The 20,165-nt window shown below is 37.7% G+C and carries 17 protein-coding genes and 1 pseudogene; 11 read left to right on the top strand and 7 right to left on the bottom strand.

From position 1 onward, the window contains the following. Nucleotides 1-17: 17 nt before the first annotated feature. Nucleotides 18-956 carry a Ppx/GppA phosphatase family protein gene (locus WG932_RS15315; protein WP_483088657.1) on the bottom strand — a complete coding sequence of 313 codons (939 nt, stop codon included), beginning with the start codon at nt 954-956 and terminating at the stop codon, nt 18-20. Between the two features lie 474 nt (nt 957-1,430). On the opposite strand from WG932_RS15315, the gene WG932_RS15310 reads away from it, so the two are divergent. The 9 genes from WG932_RS15310 to WG932_RS15270 all read left to right on the top strand — a co-directional run bounded on the left by WG932_RS15310 (nt 1,431) and on the right by WG932_RS15270 (nt 9,652). Continuing rightward, the gene (locus tag WG932_RS15310) at nt 1,431-1,877 is read left to right on the top strand and encodes a lipocalin family protein (RefSeq protein WP_483088536.1); all 447 of its coding nucleotides are present in this window, start codon (nt 1,431-1,433) and stop codon (nt 1,875-1,877) included. 293 nt (nt 1,878-2,170) lie between these two features. After that, entirely contained in the window at nt 2,171-2,974 is an 804-nt protein-coding gene (locus tag WG932_RS15305) for a mechanosensitive ion channel family protein (protein ID WP_483088535.1), read from the top strand. Nucleotides 2,975-3,480: 506 nt separating this feature from the next. Continuing rightward, nucleotides 3,481-3,954 carry a MarR family winged helix-turn-helix transcriptional regulator gene (locus WG932_RS15300; RefSeq protein WP_483088534.1) on the top strand — a complete coding sequence of 158 codons (474 nt, stop codon included), beginning with the start codon at nt 3,481-3,483 and terminating at the stop codon, nt 3,952-3,954. 5 nt (nt 3,955-3,959) lie between these two features. Continuing rightward, the gene (locus WG932_RS15295) at nt 3,960-4,289 is read left to right on the top strand and encodes a hypothetical protein (protein ID WP_483088533.1); all 330 of its coding nucleotides are present in this window, start codon (nt 3,960-3,962) and stop codon (nt 4,287-4,289) included. Next, entirely contained in the window at nt 4,250-5,077 is an 828-nt protein-coding gene (locus WG932_RS15290; RefSeq protein WP_483088532.1) for an efflux RND transporter periplasmic adaptor subunit, read from the top strand. Before WG932_RS15295 ends, WG932_RS15290 begins: the two co-directional genes overlap by 40 nt. Before the next feature lie 56 nt (nt 5,078-5,133). Next, nucleotides 5,134-6,387, top strand: a complete 1,254-nt coding sequence (locus tag WG932_RS15285; RefSeq protein ID WP_483088531.1) for an efflux RND transporter permease subunit — start codon at nt 5,134-5,136, stop codon at nt 6,385-6,387. A 10-nt stretch (nt 6,388-6,397) separates the two neighbouring features. After that, a complete protein-coding gene (locus WG932_RS15280; RefSeq protein ID WP_483088530.1) occupies nt 6,398-8,092 on the top strand; it encodes an efflux RND transporter permease subunit in 1,695 nt (564 codons plus the stop codon). Between the two features lie 5 nt (nt 8,093-8,097). Next, complete coding sequence (locus tag WG932_RS15275; RefSeq protein WP_483088529.1) at nt 8,098-8,295, top strand: hypothetical protein; 198 nt, start codon at nt 8,098-8,100, stop codon at nt 8,293-8,295. A gap of 4 nt (nt 8,296-8,299) precedes the next feature. Further along, complete coding sequence (locus tag WG932_RS15270) at nt 8,300-9,652, top strand: TolC family protein (protein WP_483088528.1); 1,353 nt, start codon at nt 8,300-8,302, stop codon at nt 9,650-9,652. A gap of 227 nt (nt 9,653-9,879) precedes the next feature. Here the strand turns inward: WG932_RS15270 and WG932_RS15265 are convergent. Continuing rightward, nucleotides 9,880-11,276, bottom strand: a pseudogene (locus WG932_RS15265) (SusD/RagB family nutrient-binding outer membrane lipoprotein). 49 nt (nt 11,277-11,325) lie between these two features. Further along, nucleotides 11,326-14,580, bottom strand: a complete 3,255-nt coding sequence (locus WG932_RS15260) for a SusC/RagA family TonB-linked outer membrane protein (protein ID WP_014018926.1) — start codon at nt 14,578-14,580, stop codon at nt 11,326-11,328. Between the two features lie 1,014 nt (nt 14,581-15,594). Here WG932_RS15260 and WG932_RS15255 point away from each other — a divergent pair. Next, a complete protein-coding gene (locus WG932_RS15255; RefSeq protein ID WP_483088527.1) occupies nt 15,595-16,461 on the top strand; it encodes a hypothetical protein in 867 nt (288 codons plus the stop codon). A gap of 352 nt (nt 16,462-16,813) precedes the next feature. On the opposite strand, the gene WG932_RS15250 is transcribed toward WG932_RS15255, so the two are convergent. The 4 genes from WG932_RS15250 to WG932_RS15235 form a co-directional block, all read right to left on the bottom strand. Further along, entirely contained in the window at nt 16,814-17,641 is an 828-nt protein-coding gene (locus WG932_RS15250; protein WP_483088656.1) for a winged helix-turn-helix domain-containing protein, read from the bottom strand. Further along, the gene (locus WG932_RS15245) at nt 17,641-18,003 is read right to left on the bottom strand and encodes a DNA glycosylase AlkZ-like family protein (RefSeq protein WP_483088526.1); all 363 of its coding nucleotides are present in this window, start codon (nt 18,001-18,003) and stop codon (nt 17,641-17,643) included. Before WG932_RS15245 ends, WG932_RS15250 begins: the two co-directional genes overlap by 1 nt. A gap of 63 nt (nt 18,004-18,066) precedes the next feature. Beyond that, nucleotides 18,067-18,615, bottom strand: coding sequence for a sulfatase/phosphatase domain-containing protein (locus WG932_RS15240; RefSeq protein WP_483088525.1), 549 nt, complete (start codon nt 18,613-18,615; stop codon nt 18,067-18,069). Between the two features lie 20 nt (nt 18,616-18,635). Next, complete coding sequence (locus tag WG932_RS15235; RefSeq protein WP_483088524.1) at nt 18,636-19,580, bottom strand: sulfatase-like hydrolase/transferase; 945 nt, start codon at nt 19,578-19,580, stop codon at nt 18,636-18,638. 275 nt (nt 19,581-19,855) lie between these two features. Between WG932_RS15235 and WG932_RS15230 the strand changes: the two genes are divergently transcribed. After that, entirely contained in the window at nt 19,856-20,110 is a 255-nt protein-coding gene (locus tag WG932_RS15230; protein ID WP_483088523.1) for a hypothetical protein, read from the top strand. Nucleotides 20,111-20,165: the final 55 nt, after the last annotated feature.

Raw genomic sequence — 20,165 nt, 5'->3', positions numbered from 1 at the left:
GGAAGAATAATCCTAATTTATTGGGTAGGTGTAAGGCTGGTGTTTTCTATTTCTGTTGTTTTGTTCATCGCTTCCGAAACAGCACCTTCTTTTAAAGCGTAAGTGGAACAAATCAACTCATCCGTAGGAACCATTTGAGTAATAAAACGAATCAGACAGGAAGCCACCACAATCATGTCTACCCTTAAGGGAATCATTCCAGGGATTTTAAGTCGCCTGGTCTTATCAAGTAGCAGCAATTCGGATGCTATGCTTTCAAAAGCTGAAACCGGTAATAGGTGATGAATGGTTTTTCTGTCTTTTTTCTTACCATCTGAAGCCAGGTACATGTCTGTCAAAGTATCAAAGGTGCCGGAAGCTCCTATTAGTTGTTGGGGAGCATGTGTTTTTATGGCTTGTAAAAGGGGAGCTAACTTTTCCGATAAGTAAATGGATAGTTTTTCCACTTCTTCAGGGAGAATAGGGTCGTGGTAATGAAACAAGTCCAATAGCCTTTGTCCACCTATTTCAAAACTGCCTTTCCAGTGAATTTTATGTTTATTCCCTATTATAAATTCAACAGATCCTCCACCAATATCCATCATCAGGGCATTCTCTGCATTTAAACAATCACTTAACCGAATACCTTTATAAATCAGCTCAGCCTCTCTTTCTCCGTCAATGATTTGTGCATCTATTCCGGTTTGTTGTTTAATTTTCCGAATAAAAGAAAACCCATTGTCAGCATTCCTTACCGCACTGGTGGCAAATGCGAAAATTTGGGAGATACCTTCCCCTTTAATAAGGTTGTGAAAATGCTCAAGGGTGTGCAATCCACGTTTTTCAGCTTCCGGAAGGATGATGTTTTGATTGATGCCTCCCTGACCGATTTTCACGGGAACCTTTTCTTGGTAAATTACCTCAAAACCATTGTTGTCAAATGCTATCATTAGCAGATGAAAGGTATTGGTACCCATGTCGATGACTGCCGCCTTTTTTTCATAAAACCTGGCTTTCAAAAGTTTGTGCGAATATATAAAGTTTCTTGAAAAATTATTCATGCCCGAGATTTTATATTCAAAAAAATGATGTTAAAAACTATTCAGAGAAACTTCAAATTATAATAATGAAAATGATTAGGTGTTTAATTATAGCCATTCTCCTTTTTTTGAGCCCTTATGGTCCATTCTCCCTTTGCAAAAAGGTTTTTAAAGGGGTAGTATTGATGCATTTTTTTTGAAGCCTGAGGATAAATACTATACTAGGGCTATTCTGTAGAAGACTTTTTATTGGGGTATAAGAATACAGGCACAACATTTGTTTAAGTAGTTAAAATAACCACTTAACACCATTCTCTCCATGAAAAACCAAATTTTAATTTTCTTTCTATTAACAGGAATATTTACGATGGGCTTTTTTCTTGTGCAACGATTCCTAAAGGTGCCGAAGCAGTGCAGGCATTTGATAAGGAAAAATATTTAGGTAAATGGTATGAAATTGCCAGAATGGATTTCAAGTTCGAGAAAAATTTAAATAATACTACAGCTGTCTATTCAATTAATGACAATGGGACGATAAAGGTGGTCAACCGAGGTTTTAATACCAAAAAAGAAGAATGGACTCAAGCCATGGGAAAGGCGAAATTTGTTGGGGATGAGAATGTAGGTATGCTAAAGGTGTCTTTTTTCGGGCCATTTTATTCCGGGTACAATGTAATTGCAGTGGACCAAAACTACAAATATGCTTTGGTGGCGGGCAAGAGTTTAAAGTATTTATGGATTCTTTCAAGAGATACGGATATACCTAAGGAAATTAAGGATAAGTATCTGGAGATGGCTGAGGATATTGGCTATGATACTTCAACGCTCCTTTGGGTAAGTCATGATAAAATTAAATAACTCTTTGGTAGGTTATTAGTGTGGAGCTATCAGTTCATTTTTTTGGCTCAATATTTCGGGCAAGAAATTGAGTTTGTACCGGATAGGGTCTTGATTTTTACAAATTTTTACCGTGGAGGTAAAATATAGTTGTGCTTTTTCTACTTAAGGGCTTGATGTTGTAAAAAATGGTTTAGAACAATTTTATTTTCAATAGGTTGTTTGTCTGTGCCTTAATAATATTGCTACAGCAGTTGGCTTCGGAATTGAGGCTAAATTATTTATATGGATTGAAAATTTGAATATTATATATCATGGAAATTAATAAATATTACGATATCCTTACTCAGAAATTAATTGGATGGTTAGAGCTACTGGTTAAAATGTTGCCAAATTTTGTTGTAGCAATACTGGTGCTCATTGCATTTGTGCTAGTTGCCCGGTTAATTAAAAATATAAGTGATAGATTTCTGGATAGGGCAATAAAAAACAATTCGCTTTCATCCATAATATCGAAAATCATCTATATCATAGTGATTTCAATCGGTGTGTTTACAGCTTTAAGTTTCTTAAACCTTGATAAAACTGTTTCTTCCCTGCTTGCCGGGGCTGGGATTATCGGTTTGGCTTTGGGCTTTGCCTTTCAGGATATTGCCACCAATTTTATTGCCGGCTTTTTTATGGCCATCAAACGTCCATTTAAAATTGGGCAGGTGATTCATTGTGAAGGATACAGTGGTATTATTAAACGGATTGGTATTCGTACCACAGAGCTGAGCTCTTTTCAAGGGCAAGAGGTTATTATACCTAACAAGATGCTTTTTCAGAATCCTTTGGTCAATGATTCTGAAAACACTTATAAAAGAATAGATTTAAATGTTGGGGTTTCCTATGGGGAGGACTTGGAACGGGTGAGAGATATTGCCATTGCAGCAGTGGAAAATATTCCTAATATAAATAAAAATAAAGATATTGATCTTGTTTATTTGGCCTTTGGAAGTAGTTCCATTGATTTTAGAATAATGATTTGGGTAGCCTTTAAAAGTCAATTGGAGTTTTTGAAGAGTCAAAGTGAAGCTATTATAGCCATAAAAAAGCTTTTGATAAGGAAGATATAATGATTCCATTCCCAATCCGTACCCTGGATTTTGGAATCAAAGGTGGGGAAAAATTAAATGAAATTTTATCCCAAGAAAAAATGCAAACCAATATAAGCGATCAGAGCCAAGGCAAGTCCCAAGGTGAACAATAGGAATTGATAAGTACTAAGGTTTTTACTTAGATACGTGTAGAGATTGTTTATTATGGCTTCACCTTTCTAAGTATCTCATTTATCATATATCTAGAGGCTAAATTGATTTTAGCCTTTTTTTATGACTTAGGCAACGGGATTGGTAGATTTTTCGAACTGCCTTGAACTATTTTGTATAGTGTTTTTATTTAGAGACTAAACTATCGGGGTAATCCGGTCAAATTATTCCCCTACTAAACATGCCTCTATAGAACGAATGATTTTAGATTGTTTGCTAATATTCAAATTCATTGGTCAATATTCATTTTTTTAATAAATATAATAGTTGCATATGCAACTATTATATTTATATTTGCTCAAAATTTGATGGAAATGGATAAGGATTATAAGCCTAATATTAATGAATATGGTATTTTGCCATGGTTAGGAAAGACCATGAAATGGGTAGATATCTTCATTAATGCAAACCTAAGGGAAGCCGGGGTGGATTTGACTAAGAAGCAGATGCTTGTGTTAAAAGCCTTGTCGATGAAGGGGCCTTTACCTCAAAATGATTTGGCATTTATTACTGAAAGAGACAAAGCTTCATTGGCCAGATTTATTAATACTTTGGAAAAGAAAAATCTTGTAGCGAGAATCCCTTCTGCAATGGATAAGAGAATAAACATGGTTCACCTTACCAAACACGGGGAGCTGGTGTTTCAGAATACTGTTCCGATCTTTAAGAAATTGGTGTTACAGATCCAGGAAAACATATCGGAGGAGGAGCTAGAACAAACAGCAAGAACTTTAGCTAAAATTAAAAATAATATTGAAAATGTTAAAAATGGTTGCAATAGCAACTAGTGTGTATGAAAAGAAAACTAATCATTATTGGAGTAAGTATTGCGGTTTTGTTTGGCGGGTTTTCGTTGTCTAATATTCTAAAAGAAAGCAAAAAACCACCATTAAAAAATAAAGGAATTTCCACGGCTACCGTGTTTGCAGAAACCATTAAAAATTCCACTTTACCCTTGGGTTTTACAGCAACCGGGATCTTGGAGGCCAAGAATAGGGTTGAGATTTACGCTGAAGTGCAAGGCGTGATGACGTCTCCTATAGGTAGTTTTAAGGAGGGGCTTTCTATAAAAAAGGAAAGCCTTTGGTTGCCATTGAGTCGGATGTTTACCGCGCCAGTTTAATGTCTCAAAAAAGCAGTCTTCAAAATTTGGTGACTTCAGCACTTGCTGATTTACGTTTAGACTACTCCACGTCTTTTGAAAAATGGAATGATTTCCTGGGTCAAATTGATGTAAATAAACCCTTGCCACCACTTCCGGAACCTGAATCCAATCAGGAAAAGATGTTTATTACCGGTCGGACTATTTATTCTACCTATTACAATGTCAGGAATATGGAATTGACTTTGGCCAAATACAATATTATGGCCCCTTTTGATGGGGTATTGGTGGAAGCTTTGGTGACTCCGGGTTCTTTGATTAGGCCTGGACAAAAGTTGGGAGAATTTATTCAGCCTACAGTATTTGAGATTGAAGCACCTGTGAGTGCTAGCATGATTGATTTTTTAGAGATTGGTCAAAAAGTAACTGTTACTTCTACAAATAATAATGCAAAAAAATGGGTTGGAGAAATAGTTAGAATCAACAGGTTGGTCAACAGTGAAACCCAAACGACCAACGTATATGTGCAAGTCAAAGGAAAAGGCTTGGAAGAGGGCATGTATGTGAAAACAAACATTATGGCTACCGAGGTGGAAAATGCATATGAATTGAACAGAAGTGTGGTATTTGATAAAAATCAAGTATTCGTGGTTGAGGATTCAATCCTCGTCCAGAAAACAATTGAACCTTTGTTTTATAAGGAAAAGTTTGTGGTGATAAGCGGGTTAAGAGATGGTGAGCAAGTGCTTTCAAAGTTGCCTACGGGAGCTTACCCCGGCATGAAAGTAAGTATTTACGCGGAGCAATAACGGTGATTTCTGTTATGCATTTTTCATACCTTTTTTCACCATTCACTAGATAAATAATGAAATCGATAATAACACATTTTATAAAATTCCCTGTGGCAGTGAATGTCATTATCCTGGCGGTAGTGGTGCTCGGTACGTTTGGGATGTTATCCTTAAAATCCAGCTTCTTTCCTTTGCAGGACTCTAAGTTTATAGACATTACTATCAATTATCCCGGAGCATCTCCACAAGAAATGGAAGAAGGGGTAGTTCTGAAAATTGAAGACAATTTACGGGGGATTGTAGGAATAGACCGGTTTACTTCTGCTTCTTCGGAAAATACAGCAAGCATTTCTATTGAGGCCATCAAAGGTTATGATATAGATGTTTTATTGGCTGATGTAAAAAATGCCGTAGATAAAGTACCTTCTTTTCCGGCAGAGATGGAGCCGCCGGTGGTGGCTAAAAATGAAAATTTAAATGTTTCTATTGAATTGGCATTAAGTGGGGAAAACATCCCTCTGAAAACCCTTAAAACGATAGGAAGAGAGATAGAGAATGACTTGCGAGGTATAGATGGAATATCTCAGTTGACCATTGCCGGTTATCCTGATGAGGAAATTACGGTTTCAGTAAATGAAGAGATTTTACGTTCCTATAATTTGACATTCACCGATGTTGCCAATGCAGTGGCCAATAACAATATTTTGGTTACCGGTGGAGCAATTAAAACCGAGGAAGAGGATTATTTGATCCGGGTAAATAATCGATCTTATTATGGAAAGGAGCTCAACAATATCATTCTAAAAACCGAAGAAAATGGTGCTATTGTTACTTTAGAAGATGTGGCGGTAACAGAGGATGCCTGGTCTGAAACCCCTGATAGAAGTTATTTCAATAAGCAACCATCCATTTCATTTACGATCAGTACGACCAACAATGAAGATTTAATTGAGGCAGCAGAAAAGGCGACTATTTATGCCAAGGAATTCAATGAAACACACAACAATATTCAGCTAAGTATTACCAATGACAGGTCTCAAATAGTTGTAGAACGTACGGAGCTTTTATTGGTAAATGGAATTCAGGGGATAGCTTTGGTACTGTTTTTTCTTTCCTTGTTTTTGCGTCCTAGGTTGGCAGCTTGGGTGGCTTTTGGTATTCCTATTTCATTTATGGGAATGTTTATGATGGCCTCCTATTTTGATATTACCATAAATGTGCTTTCCCTCTTTGGTATGATAATAGTGATAGGGATCTTGGTTGATGATGGAATTGTGATTGCCGAGAATATTTTCTACCACCATGAACAGGGGAAATCCCGCGTTTAGGCAGCCATAGATGGGACAATGGAGGTTTTACCGGCCATTACTTCAGCCATTCTTACCACCCTTGTGGCCTTTTCCACGTTCTTTTATCTGGATGGCCGATTGGGAGAGTTTTTTGGAGAGGTGTCTACTAGTAGTAATATTAACCCTAGCCTTCTCTCTATTTGAAGCTTTGGTTATTCTCCCTGCGCATGTGGCCCATTCGAAAGCACTTTCCGGTAGTCAGAAAGAGTATTGGTTTAATACTAAGGCGACTACCTTTTTGAATTTTCTACGAAATAAGTTTTACAGTCCTGTACTTCATTTTTGTATGGAGAACAAGATATTGGGCTTTTCAATTCTTATCGCCTTGTTTGTGATCACTACAGGAGCCATCCAAGGAGGGATCATTAGGACTACCTTTTTTCCCGTGATAGCTTCAGATCAGGTTAACGTTACTTTAAAAATGCCACAAGGAATTAATCCTAGCGTAACAGATTCCATCATCACACAAATTGAAAATGTGGCAATGGAAGTCAATAAAGAATATACGGCAAAACAGACAGGAGGTGCTCAAGTATTTCAAAGTATCATTAAGAGAATTGGTCCTGGTACAGCTAATGCCTCATTGAAAATCAACTTGTTACCGGGTGAAGATCGTGATTTTACGGCTTCAGAAATAGCCGGATCTATTGCACTAGCAGCAGGTGATCACCCTTCTGCGGAGAGTTTGACTTTTGATGCCGGTTCTAGTTTTGGCGGTAAACCTGTTTCTGTATCGTTATTAAGTTACAATATTGAGGAGTTAAAAGCCGCCAAGCTAGAGCTAAAAGAAAAAATAAAAGAAAACAGTCTTTTGCGTGATATTAGTGATAATGATCCTGCAGGAATTAATGAAATTAATATAGAATTAAAAGACAAGGCTTACGTTTTGGGTTTTACCCTAAATGATGTAATAGGGCAGGTTCGTGCCGGCTTCAATGGATTGCAGGTACAAAGATTTCAGCGTGGTCAGGATGAAATAATTGTTTGGGTACGTTATGAAAGAGAAGGGCGCTCTTCTATTTTGAATTTGGACAATATGCATATTGTTAGTGCATCAGGTAATCGTGTCCCTTTAAGTGAAATTGCGACCTATTATATTGCTCGAGGAGAGATTACTATCAATCACTTGGACGGCAAACGTGAGATAAAAGTTGAAGCAGATTTAAAGGATCCAAAGGAAAGCTCATCGGATATAATAGCTGATATTAGAGAGAATGTAATGCCTGAGATCATGGCTAAATACCCAACTGTTTCTGCGTTATATGAAGGTCAAAACCGTGAAGCCGGAAAGGTGACGGCATCTGCCAGTAAGGTTTTTCCTATTATCATCTTTTTAATTCTTGTTATTATCGCTTTTACCTTCCGTTCCTATATGCAGCCGATATTGCTATTGGTCATGATTCCTTTTAGTCTGATAGGGGTGGCTTGGGGGCATTGGTTGCATGATTTCCCTATCAATATGCTGTCGCTGTTAGGTATCATAGCCCTTATTGGCATAGTAGTAAATGACGGTTTGGTGCTCATAAGTAAGTTTAATAATTTCTTGCAAGAAGGTTTAGATTTTGACCAAGCTTTGATCCACGCAGGTAAATCTAGGTTCCGAGCGATTTTCTTAACATCAGTAACAACTATTGCCGGTCTGTCACCCTTGATCTTGGAAAAAGCAGGCAAGCGCAATTCCTAATTCCAATGGCCATTGCCATTGCTTACGGAATAGCCATTGCTACGGTGCTTACCTTGATTATGCTTCCCATGCTTTTGTCAGTCGGCAATGCATTGAAAGTGTATTCAATTTGGCTTTGGGAAGGAGTTAAGCCATCTAAAGAATCGGTGGAGCCTGCAGTAGAGGAGCTGCATGAAAATGAAGAATCAACGCAGAATGCTTAACAAAATGAGAGAAAAAATAAAAAACACCCATATGGAATCACTTCATTGTCAATTATTTTCATTGATTGCTGGGTTGGTTTTATTTGCCACTAGTCTGGTTGCTAATTGCCAAGAAATGCTTACACGTCAAGATGCATTGAATCTTACGCTGAAGTACAATTATAACATTAAGGTGGCAGAAAAAGACCTAGAAGTAGCCAATAATAATCAAAGTATTTTGAATAGCGGTTATTTACCTTCAATAGTGGCCAATGGTAATCTGGGAGTTTCAGGATATCAAGGCGAAAACAAAACCGCCAATGGAGACTTTAGCTATGATCCGACGGAAGCTTATAATTATAGTGGCTCCGTTAACCTAAACTATATGCTGTTCGATGGATTTGGGAGGATGTATAATTACAAACAGTTGAAAGAGTTGTACAATATTTCCGAATTGCAGGCAAGACAAATCATAGAGAATACGGTTTTGGAACTGTCTAATGCTTACTTTTTGATGGCCCAATTGACTGAGAGTGTAAGCATTCTAAAAAATGCCTTGAGTATCTCCACCACCAGAATGCAACGTGCGGCATATAGTTTTGAATATGGACAAACTACTCAGATTGACTTATTGAATGCGCAAGTTGATGTAAATAACGATAGCATTAATTTGCTCAACACTACTCAGGAATTGGAGAATGCCAGAAGGAATCTAAATCTGATCATGGGACGTGAAATTGAAACTGAGTTTGTGGTAGATACAACGGTTTCTTTCTCCATGCCCGGAACTAAAGATGAGCTGGTTAGTCAAGCCTATCAGCGAAATGTATTGATTGAGCAAACCAATAGCCAATTGAGAAACAGTGAATTTGCTTTAAAAGCAAGCCAATCCGGCTGGTTTCCTGCAGTTTCCTTAAATGCCGGGTACAATTATGCCGTAAATAGGAATCCTGCCGGGGCATTTGTAACCGGAAGTTATAATTATGGTCCGCAAGCAGGATTTACTTTGAGCTGGAATATTTTTGATGGAGGTACAACTCGGGTAAGAAATAAAAATGCAAGAGTAGAAATTGAACGTCAGCAAGTTTTAAAAGAGCAAACTGAATATTCGATAAAGCGAGATGTGCTCAATGCTCATTCTTCCTATCAAAATGCATTGTTTGTATTCAATGCTGAGAAAGCAAACCTAGAAACGGCGGTTAAGAATTTTGAGCGCAGTGATGATTTGTACAAACAAGGTCAAATTAACTCGATAGAATTCAGGCAAGCACAATTGAATTTGAGAAATGCACAAAATAATTTCAGCATAGCAAAATACAATGCCAAATTTGAAGAGCTTAAGCTAAAGCAATTGGCAGGAATCCTATTAGAAGATTAATAGGGTAAGTTCGTTAAACTATAAGTACACAATAGCCTATCTATTATGTGCTTAAATGGCTTCAAGAATAGCCACTTGGTTATAGTTTGGAGATTACAATACGGATTACAAAGCCTAATACAATTTCGGTTAAATTCTTTAATAGGTAAAAAAAGCGATTCTATCTAAGAATCGCTTTTTTAATCCTCTTACAGGTTGAAAGGAGGTGTTGATAAGATTTAAGACTGCTATTCTATGTCCCACCAAAGGTAGGTTTCACTGTTGTCACCTCCAATGGCTTGTCCGGCAGCTGACCTGTTCGTGCCATTGAGTGTTTGTTCATTAATAGGGTATATTACCCTTTTAGGTATTACTAGCTCACTTGCTCCTTCTACAGATGGTGGTTGTAAGTCCGGGGCGTCCAGCCTTCTCCATTCAAGCCAAGCATCATAACCTCGATTGTATAGGGCAATCCATTTTTGGTTGCCAATTTTATCCTTCCAATCACCGGGAGCAGATGAATAATCAACTTGAGGTTGTGCGAGATAAGTATTGGTCTGTTCCTCGGTTCCACCCCAGTAGGCTATAGAAGCAGCAATAGCTTCGTTATAGTGCTCTTCAGCAGTACCTTCAACATTATAACCTCGCTCAACAGCTTCTGCAAGCAGGAATTTCACCTCTGAATAGTCCAATAATAAGGCCTCAAAGGTAGGATCTGTTATGGTTGGATTAATTGTGGAGAAATCTGAATAGGAGTTTGAAAACCCGTAAATACCCCCTTTGTATTCTCCATCCACTTGAGTAAAATAGAAAGCTCTTCTTGGATCATTTAGTTCGTTCATGGCGTCCACGAGGGTGTTTGCAACCACGTAATCCTGTCTGGAGGTAAACAAAGGATTCATCTCTTCCGAAACCGGATTGTTATTTGGAGGAGCACTTAAATAGGGAAAGCGCCATTGTCTGAATTGTCCATAAATACATTGGGAGCAGCAGCTTCTACAGCGCTTTGTGCCAAGCTGCTATTGACATCAGCAATGACCATTCCTAGTTTTAATTTAAGGGTATTTCCAAACTTCCACCACAATTCCATATCTCCTTCATAGATGATATCTCCTTCATCAAAACCGGTTTCATCCGGATCTATGCGGTTAAGAGCTGCATCCAGACGGCTAAGGATTTCTTCATACACAGTAGCTGCATCGTCATAAGCAGGAAGTGAATTATCTGGATTCAAAGCTTCCGAATAAGGTACATTTCCAAAGGTGTTTAATAACACTGACCAGGCAAAAACTTCCATGATTTCTATCTGGGCCATTTGATTCCCTTTTATGGCATCTGTAGTGAATGCATCTTCTTCGACCAGCCTTTTAGATTCTCCTAAATCTGCCAAAACATCTCTATACAAAGCTTGCCATACATTTTGAGGAATGAGCCGAGTGGTCATATTGTATCTGGGCTCATCCAAATATTGAGTAGTCGTCCATTGCTGAACATAAAACCTGTAATTATTTATGTTCACATCCGGTGTCGTAATCACATCCGAAAGCTCTTTTACTGCTCCGGTATATAGTGTGGCAGGTGGCACATTTGCAGCACTCTTTTGGTCCACATTATAATCCTCTAAATTTTCTACACATGATGCCATTAGTATCATGGAGAATATACTTATAAATATCTTTTTCATCTTCTCAGGTTTAGAAATTTAACCGAACATTAAAACCATAATTCTTTAAAGCAGGATAAGCTCCGCTTTGATAACCTCTACCGGCATTCCCTGAGCTTAATCCTTCTTCCGGGTCAGAGAATTCCATGTTCTTATGAATGATCCATAAGTTTCGACCGATAAATTGAAGGTCTACACTTTCAAAAACTCCAATTTTTTGCATCAAAGAAGCAGGTAATGTGTAGGTAAGGGCTACTTCCCTTAGTTTTACAAAGCTACCGTCAAAAGTATAGAGTGAGCGGGGGGACTCGCCATAATTATTTGCAGCATATCCAAAAGGAGTGACGCCGTCACCATTTAGATTTTCAGCATAAATATCATTGGGGCTGCCATCTTCTTTGACTCCGGGAAGCAAAACTCCTCCACCATCTTCTACAGGTAGACGGGATGGAAACCCTTTTTGATTAATTGCTGCTGTTTTAGGGTATAAGCCGGTTCCTTCACCGTAGTACTGATCCAAGGAGAAAACGTCTCCACCACTTCGAATATCAATTAGGAAGCCCAAAGAAATTCCTTTGTAGGCCAGTGTATTGTTAATTCCACCAATCCAGTCAGGATTTGGGTCTCCTATGACTTCGTCCGAGTTTTCCGAAACCATGTAATATCCGTCTTCATTAACTGTAGGTTGTCCATTGGTATAGATAAAATCTCTACCCTTAATAATTCCATAGGGTTCACCCACTGCTGCATTTACTGAAACGCCGCCTTGGAAAGAAGCAATTGGTACGTTGAGTACTTTGTTTTCCCCTTCTCCAAATAGACTAATGACCTCATTTCTATTCCTGGCAAAATTCAGGTTCATGGTCCAAGAAAAATCCCTTGTTTGTATAGGGGTCACAAAAGCAGAAACCTCAATTCCTTGGTTTTGAACCTCTCCGGCGTTGACAAACCTTTTGGTATAGCCACTGGCAGCGGAGGTATTTACAGGAAGAATTTGATTAATGGTATTGGACTTATAATAGGTTACATCGAAACCAAAAAGGCTACTGAAAAAGTCTAACTCCATGCCTGCTTCAAAACTTTTTTGTCTTTCAGGCAATAAGGAATTGTTATTTCTGGTACTGGGCAATGAAAAGATTGGAATAGAACCATACCCGGTCTGTGAAGCATAGACATTGTATAAACTCAGTGCCGGGGCATCATTTCCTACTTCAGCATAATTTGCCCTGATTTTCCCGTGGGTAATCCATGGTACATCAATTAAGTTTGAGAACACCAAATTGGCTGCAGCAGCCGGGTAAAAATAGGTGTTGTTATCTTCTGGCAAGGTGGTTGATTTATCCTGTCTTGCCGAAATCTCCACAAACAATGTTTCTTTGTAGCCAAAGTTGGCATTGGCAAAAACTCCATCTACGCCGATATTTTCGACTTCCTCAAACGGCGGCTGAATAGGATTGCGTGAATTTGATAAACTATACAATCCCGGGACTACTAACCCTCCATTAGTACTTGCTCTTATAGAGCTCATTCTACTTCTTCTGATATTGGAGCCTAATAACCCGGTAAAGCTGATGTCTTCTGATATGTCCTTATTGAAATTTAATAGTAGGTCAAAGTTGGACTCATTGAAATCTCTATTGAACCTGGTGTATTGGCTGACATCTGCACTTCCAATAGCGACCCGCTCTTCTTGTAAGTCAATGGTGGTGTTAAAAGAAGCCCGACCCATAACACTAAGCCAATCATTTATTTCATAATTTACAGAGGCGTATCCATAAAAATTGTCTCTACTGTCATTGGAGTAATTTTGATACCTTGTCCAGTACAAGTTGTCTGAGTAAATGGGGCCAGTGTTAGAACTGTTCCAGTTCCAAGTTATGTTTTGTTCATTTCTCCAGTAGGCTGCTTCCTGATCTCTTATATCGACATTGGTTTGCCACCATTGCCTAAATTGCTGATTGGGATTTCTACCGTTATAACCTGTGCCATATCTACCCATACCTACAGTTCTTGCATAGTTTCCGGAAGCTGAAATTGTCAATTTATCCGAAGCCTTGTAGGATCCGTTGAAATTGAATTGGTCTTTGTCAATGGTACTGTTTGGAAGATTGCCTTTGATATCATTTCTGGTATATCCTAAGCTAAAAGTAGCATCATTTCCACCACCGCTGATAATGATGCTTTGGTTGGAGTTCAGGCCGGTTTCATAAAAAGTACTTGGATCATTTTGTGCAGCCACCCATGGTGTCATTTGCCCGTAAGTGGGAGAAAATGGATCCAATGCATCCCATTGGTAAACCATTAGGCTGGGATCAAATGCAGGTCCGTAAGAGGCGTCATCTTGAAATCTGACCACCGGACCAACTCCACCTCCAAGGTCTTGGGGTGTTCTGAAAGCATCTATATAACCTGCACCATAGTCTTTCTGGTACCTTACAAATGTGCTTTTGTCAATTGAGCTCCAAATGACACCGGAGTTAATGGTGATATCCATGCTGTTTTCCTTGCCTTTCTTTGTGGTAATCATGATCACACCGTTGGCTGCACGAGAACCATAAAGCGCTGTTGCTGCTGCTCCTTTCAATACGTTAACTGATTCTATATTGTCGGGATTTAAATCCGCAGCTGCATTTCCGAAGTCAGTTCCAACGCGTCCAGTTTGTTGGCTACCAAAGCTTTCATTGGCTTCATAAGCTTTGGTGCTGGTGTTGTTATTCGCATTGCTGATGGGAACTCCATCAATTACGAAAAGGGCTTGGTTGTTGCCTGTTATAGAGGAGTAGCCCCTAATAATAACATTGGTAGATCCCCCCATGGTATTATTGCTCCTGATGTCTAGACCTGCCACCTTACCGGATAGGGAATTAACAAAATCCGGACTTCTCGTTCGGGTGATTAGGTCCCCGTCTACTTCCTGTGCAGAATAGGCCAATTCATTCCTATTCCTCTCTACCCCTAAGGCGGTAATTACAACTTCTGAAAGTTCATTGACATCTTGTTGTAATACAATATCAATCGTTGTCCGATTGCCGACATTTACTTCTTGACTCATATAGCCAACAAAACTAAATACCAGTGTGCTTGATCCATCAGGTACAGCTACAGAATAGTTGCCGTCAATATCTGTTATAGATCCTACCATAGAACCTTTAACTAGAACGTTTACGCCCGGAATTCCCTCCGGTTCATCTTCTGAGGTTACCCTCCCTGTCACTGTCCTGTTCTGAGCAAAAGCAGAAATTGTTGTGCATGCGATAAGCACAAAACAGAGTAAAATATTCTTCATAGCTTTATCATTTAAGTGATAATTGATAAATAAGTTCTAACCTGAATAATTTGTTATAAAAAAAATTAAGGATAGAAAAAGTATTGCCTACAAAAACAGTTCCAAAATTTCTAAATCTCAATTTGATAAAATACTATCAGGTTGTTTTATTCTAAACAAAAATGGTTATTTATTGTTTTAATGTTTTTTAGAATATTTAATGAGTTAGGCTTTTTTAATGGTCAATTCCAATTGTTATTGATTTGTTTTAGCTCAATTTTTATTATTATCAAAATTATATATATGGTTGATCAGTTTAATAAATATGCTTAAATGAGGCTGTTTCCTGATTTTTTGGATTGATCTTCTTTTTTATAATTTATTCCATTTGGAACTTTTAAAAGGTAATGTATTAAAATTCAGCTAGAATAAAAAATTAGTTGAACTATAGGAATTATTAAGTTTTTAATCTACATTTGTAGAATAAGGTACTTAATTATAGAATAATGGTCTTTTACCTAATTAAAATAATCGGTAGTTCTGGTTTATTTATTATTTTCTACAAGCTTATTTTAGAAAATGAACCCATGCACAAATTTAAAAGGTTTTTCTTGTTAATAAGTTTGATGTTGTCGTTTATAATTCCGTTTATTTCCTTTAAACAGCAGGTGTTACCAACGGAGATTGTTGATGCTGTTTTTTTGAATCTACATTTTCTATTAATGCCGAATCGGTCAATGATAAATCATTTGTGAAAAGTATTAATTATATGTTTTGGGGCTTTTGGATTGCCTATTTTTCCATTACCCTAGCGTTTTTATCAAGGTTTTTAATAAATATTAAATATATATTACAAAGCGCAAGAGAAAGTGATATTATTCCCTATAGAGGGAGAAAAATTTTTCTTTCCAATCAAAAGTTAGTTCCATATAGTTTTTTAGAATATATATTTCTCAATAAGGATGCGTACACAAGTGGAAATATTGAAGGTGAGATTCTAGTTCACGAATTTGCGCATGTATCCCAAAAGCATTCATGGGATATTTTGTTCGTAGAAGTCCTCCAAATTTTTTCTGGTTTAATCCATTTCTTTTTCTTTTCCGGAAAGCCATATCGCTCAACCATGAGTTTCTTGCCGATGAGGCAGTGATCAATCAAATCTCTGATATTAAATTCTATCGATACCTATTGTTTGAAAAAGTCAATGAACAGGCAAGCTCATTTATTACAAGTCGATTTAATTATTCTATTACTAAAAAACGTTTACTTATGATGACCAAAACTAAATCATTCCGAAATGCCTTGTGTAGGCAAGTGGCTGTAGTTCCATTATTGGGGCTTGCCTTGTTTTTCTTCAGCACAATAACAATTGCACAAGAGAAAACTAAAAATGTGCAGTCAAAACAAATTGTCGTCCCGTCAACTACGGAAGGGGCGACTCCTGCACAACTTGCGGAGTACAGGGAAATTGTTAATAAAGCTAAAAATGATAAAGGGCGTCCTGTGGAATACAAAATTTCGAGTGAAGACAGGGAAAGGTTACTAGCCTTGTTTTTAATAATGAGTAAAGATCAACAGTCCCAACAAATGATAGTGTTTTGGCCCTCACCTCCTCCGATGAAAAAAAGGGTGCCTACTGAACAGCAAATTGAGTCTTGGAAGGATCCTGAAATATATGGGGTTTGGATAGACGGAAAACGAATCAATAATGCAGCATTGGATAACTACACCAATACGGATTTTGGGAGTTTATTTGTAAGCAAACTTGAAAAAAATGCCAAAAATTATGGCAAACATTATTATCAAGTAAACTTAATGACCAATGATTATTATGCGGCCTATTATAAAAAGGCAATAGTAGATCGACACAAATATTATATGAATTTTCGTGTTAATAAATAAAAGAGGTGTCTTAATGGATGCAGGTTTAATCGTTTTGCTAATGGCCATTAAAGGAGTCCATTATGTTTTCGGATCCTCGGGATCTATTTCTGGCCCACAATCATCTTCTTTTTTGCCTTAGTTTTCTGCTTCTATTATTGTATCAGGTTTGGTAATATTCCGCTAAAAAAAGAAGGGAAAAAGCAATAACCGATAATGCCTGATTATTCCGAACTATTACTCCAAAGAAATTAAAATTGATCAACCCCAAGTGCCAATTGTAGATATAAGCCATTGGTTAATAATAGGGGTTGATTTTTTTAATTTGTGTCATCGGAAGAATAAAGGAGGTTGGGGGTATAGTTAGCCTTTACTAGTTAGTTATTAAAAACTTGTTTATTAATATTTTGGCGTCAGAAGGGCTAGTTTTGTGAAGTTGGATTTCCGCGCAATTATTGAACTCTTTAAAGGCTTCCAGCTCTTTGCAGAGGGCCAAGACAAAAGCGTCCTTGTCTCCCAGAACTTCTTCTAACGCCAAATGATGGATATGCAAAACCGACGTTTTTCTATCCGCTTTGCAATCCATTCTTGCTGCAAATGTGCCGTTCCATAATATTGGCAATGAAAAATAGCCGTATTTACGTTTGGCTTCCGGGAGATAACATTCAATCTGGTAATCAAAATTAAACAAATTGAGCATGCGTTTCCGTTGAATGAGCAAATTGTCAAAAGGGGAAAGGATTTTTAGTTGATTATAGTTCAAGGGTTTGTCAAGCGATACCAAAGATTCCGGCAAAACAAAATAATCAATCCCATTTACTTTAACTTTTATCAATTCCCCTGAATAATGCATTTCCTTCAGTTCGGCAACAATTTTTGTTTTGGTGTTTTTTAGTAGGTAAGAGATCTCAGAAGCTTGCCCAATTCCATTGGCCTTAAGGTAATTGTTGATTAAGAATCGATGATATTCCTTCTTCGAAGGTAAACGTAGGTCAATTTCATTTGGCAATACGTTTTCAGGCAGATCATAAACCTTGTGAAAGTTTTTACGCGAAGAAATCATCAATTCACCTTGCATGAATAAATTTTCCAAGGCTTGTTTGGCAGGCTTACTTCCCCAGGCTTTTGTTTTTTTCTCTGAATCAAAGTCTTTTGCCATCAGAGGTCCTTCATTTTTGATCCTGTTTAGGACCAGTTCCATCAATTGCAGGTCTTTTTGAACCAATGTTTTTGCTCACCCTTTAATAGTGCATTTTTCCGGAGAAGACTAAACCTATAATTCTTCATGGGTAAATATGCTGCTGCATGAGACCAATATTCAAAAATTTTTCTCTCGGCCAACAATTCATCTAGGTGAGCATTTTGATACTTTGGGTTTCTACTCCATAGGACATGATGGTGGGCACGCTGAACCGCCGAAATTGTATCTATTTGAATATAGCCAAGCTTTTCTATGGTCAAAAGGGTTTGCTCTATGGCAGGCCCATTTTTTCTAGTGGTGAAGATCCCTTGAGAGGCAAAGACTAGTTTTTGTGCTTGCTGAGGAGTAAGGGTTTCAGTCATTTTTTTCTATTTCTATAATAAGCAATAACTGATTTGTATTTGTGGAGTTTAGCCGATTTTATCTCAATAAATTATGCCCAGATCATTGTTGCGAACATCAGCTAATTTACCGTTTAAGAGGTATTGCATTTCAGAGATCACATTTGAGTATTGGGGGTAGTTTGCCAGATTGTTGTATTGCCCCTTATCATAATTCATGTCATACAATTCCATGCCTCCTTCAGCCTTTTCTCCGTATTGAATAAAAGCCCAGTCTTTGGTGCGGATTAAATGTCCCATTCTTCCGTTTCTTTGAGAGACTGAAAAAGCAAAATCCCTTACCTCTTTTTCGGGATTTTCGATCAGCTCGGCTAAGCTTTGGCCTTGAAGGGTAGCCGGAGCCTTTAAGCCTGCCAATTCTGAAATGGTAGGATATAGATCAATTAATTCTGCAAAAGAATGGCAAACGGTAGGTTTTTGTCCGGGAACTTTAATAATAAGTGGCACCCTTACAGATTCTTCCATCAATCCTACCTTCATCCAAAAACGGTGTTCTCCTAAAAAGAAACCATGATCTGAGGTGAAAATGACAATGGTATTGTCTTCAAGCCCTTCATCTTTCAATGTTTGCAAAACTTTGCCTACCTGCTCATCTAAAAAGGAAGTGGAGGCATAATAAGCAGCAATAGCTTTTTCTCCTGTACCTCGGTCATTTCACCGTTAAGGCTGTTTACATAATTGATCCCTTGCTCAGGAATGTCATCCCAGTCATTGGCGACCCAGGGAGGTAAGACCACTTGTTCGTAGGGGTAGTCTTCAAATGAAGATTTAGGAGCTACAAAAGGGACATGGGGACGAAAAAATCCTGCGGCAATAAAAAATGATTCGTTTTTATGCAGCCTTAATAATTCTGAAACCTTATTGGCTGTTTCTGCATCAGTGTGAATTTCATTTTCAATAGTTTTGACGATATTGATCTGATTTCCACCATTCCAATTGGTGTCATTGGAAACTTCAAGCAAACCATAAGGATTGTTTTGTACCAATTCTCTACTGCCTTTTGCATGGACCTCCGGGGCAGGACTATTGTACCTTTCAGTCCAGGAAGCCGGGTCATCTTTGCCATCTCTCCCTTTCATAATATCAACTGATCCCATATGGAAAATCTTTCCTACTCTTGCGGTATAATAGCCATTGTCTTTGAATAATTGGGCCCAAGATTGACGCTTTTCTCCCACATTTTCACGTCCACTAACATAGCCATAGGTAGTGGTTGCATTAGGGTAGTAACCAAACATCATTGAGGCCCTCGATGGGCCACAAACAGGATATTGACAATAAGCTTTTGTGAATTGGGTGCCTTTAGCTGCCAGTTGGTCTATATTAGGGGTTTGACTTGCTCTGTTCTCATAGCTGGATATTGCAGTGGTTGTAAGGTCGTCGGAGATCATAAACAGTACATTCAATTTCCCTTTGTCTTGGGCTTGTGTGGGTGTAGCCAACAAGAATAAAAGAGGCGAAAAAAGAAGTATTATATTATTATTGGCCTTGCGGATGGCCAAGTTTACTATCTGGTATTCGTGAGTAAAATATGTCATTAATAATTTTTTTAGCGGATGTTTTGTCAAGCCTATTTTATGGTGGGAGATGCCATTGATATCCTCAACAAGGTTGTTTCCTCTAATTTACAATTTTTCAAGTTTTAAAACAGTTATTAAGCTTTCAGTAATTTCCCCGCAAAATTGATTTGAAGGAAGATGTATGTTGCAAATACTTAGATTTTAAAAGGTTATAAGGAAGGAGGTTGGTATTTTTATTAATTTAGAGCTGCTATATTAAGGTGTTTTCGAACTTTTTTCATTATAAAAAAAGAATGATGCGAACAGTATTTATTGTAATTATTGTCATACATGGGGTAATCCACCTTTTTGGATTTTTAAAAGCATTTGACTTGTCAGAGTTAAATGCCATTTCTCAGCCAATTACTCGGTTAATGGGAATACTGTGGTTGGTAGCCTTCGCCTTATTTGCTATTATCTTTTTTGGCAGCAAGGTTTCATTATTGGCAGCTGACAGGTTTAGCAGGAATAATTCTATCCCAATTTTTAATCTTAAATTATTGGGCTGATGCCAAATTTGGTACAATTATAAATTTAATTGTTTTAGTTTACATTATTCTCGCC

This window comes from Cyclobacterium sp. SOCE241, from assembly GCF_056867545.1.
The sequence above is the reverse complement of the archived record's forward strand: the minus strand, read 5'-3'. Positions and strand labels throughout refer to the sequence as shown.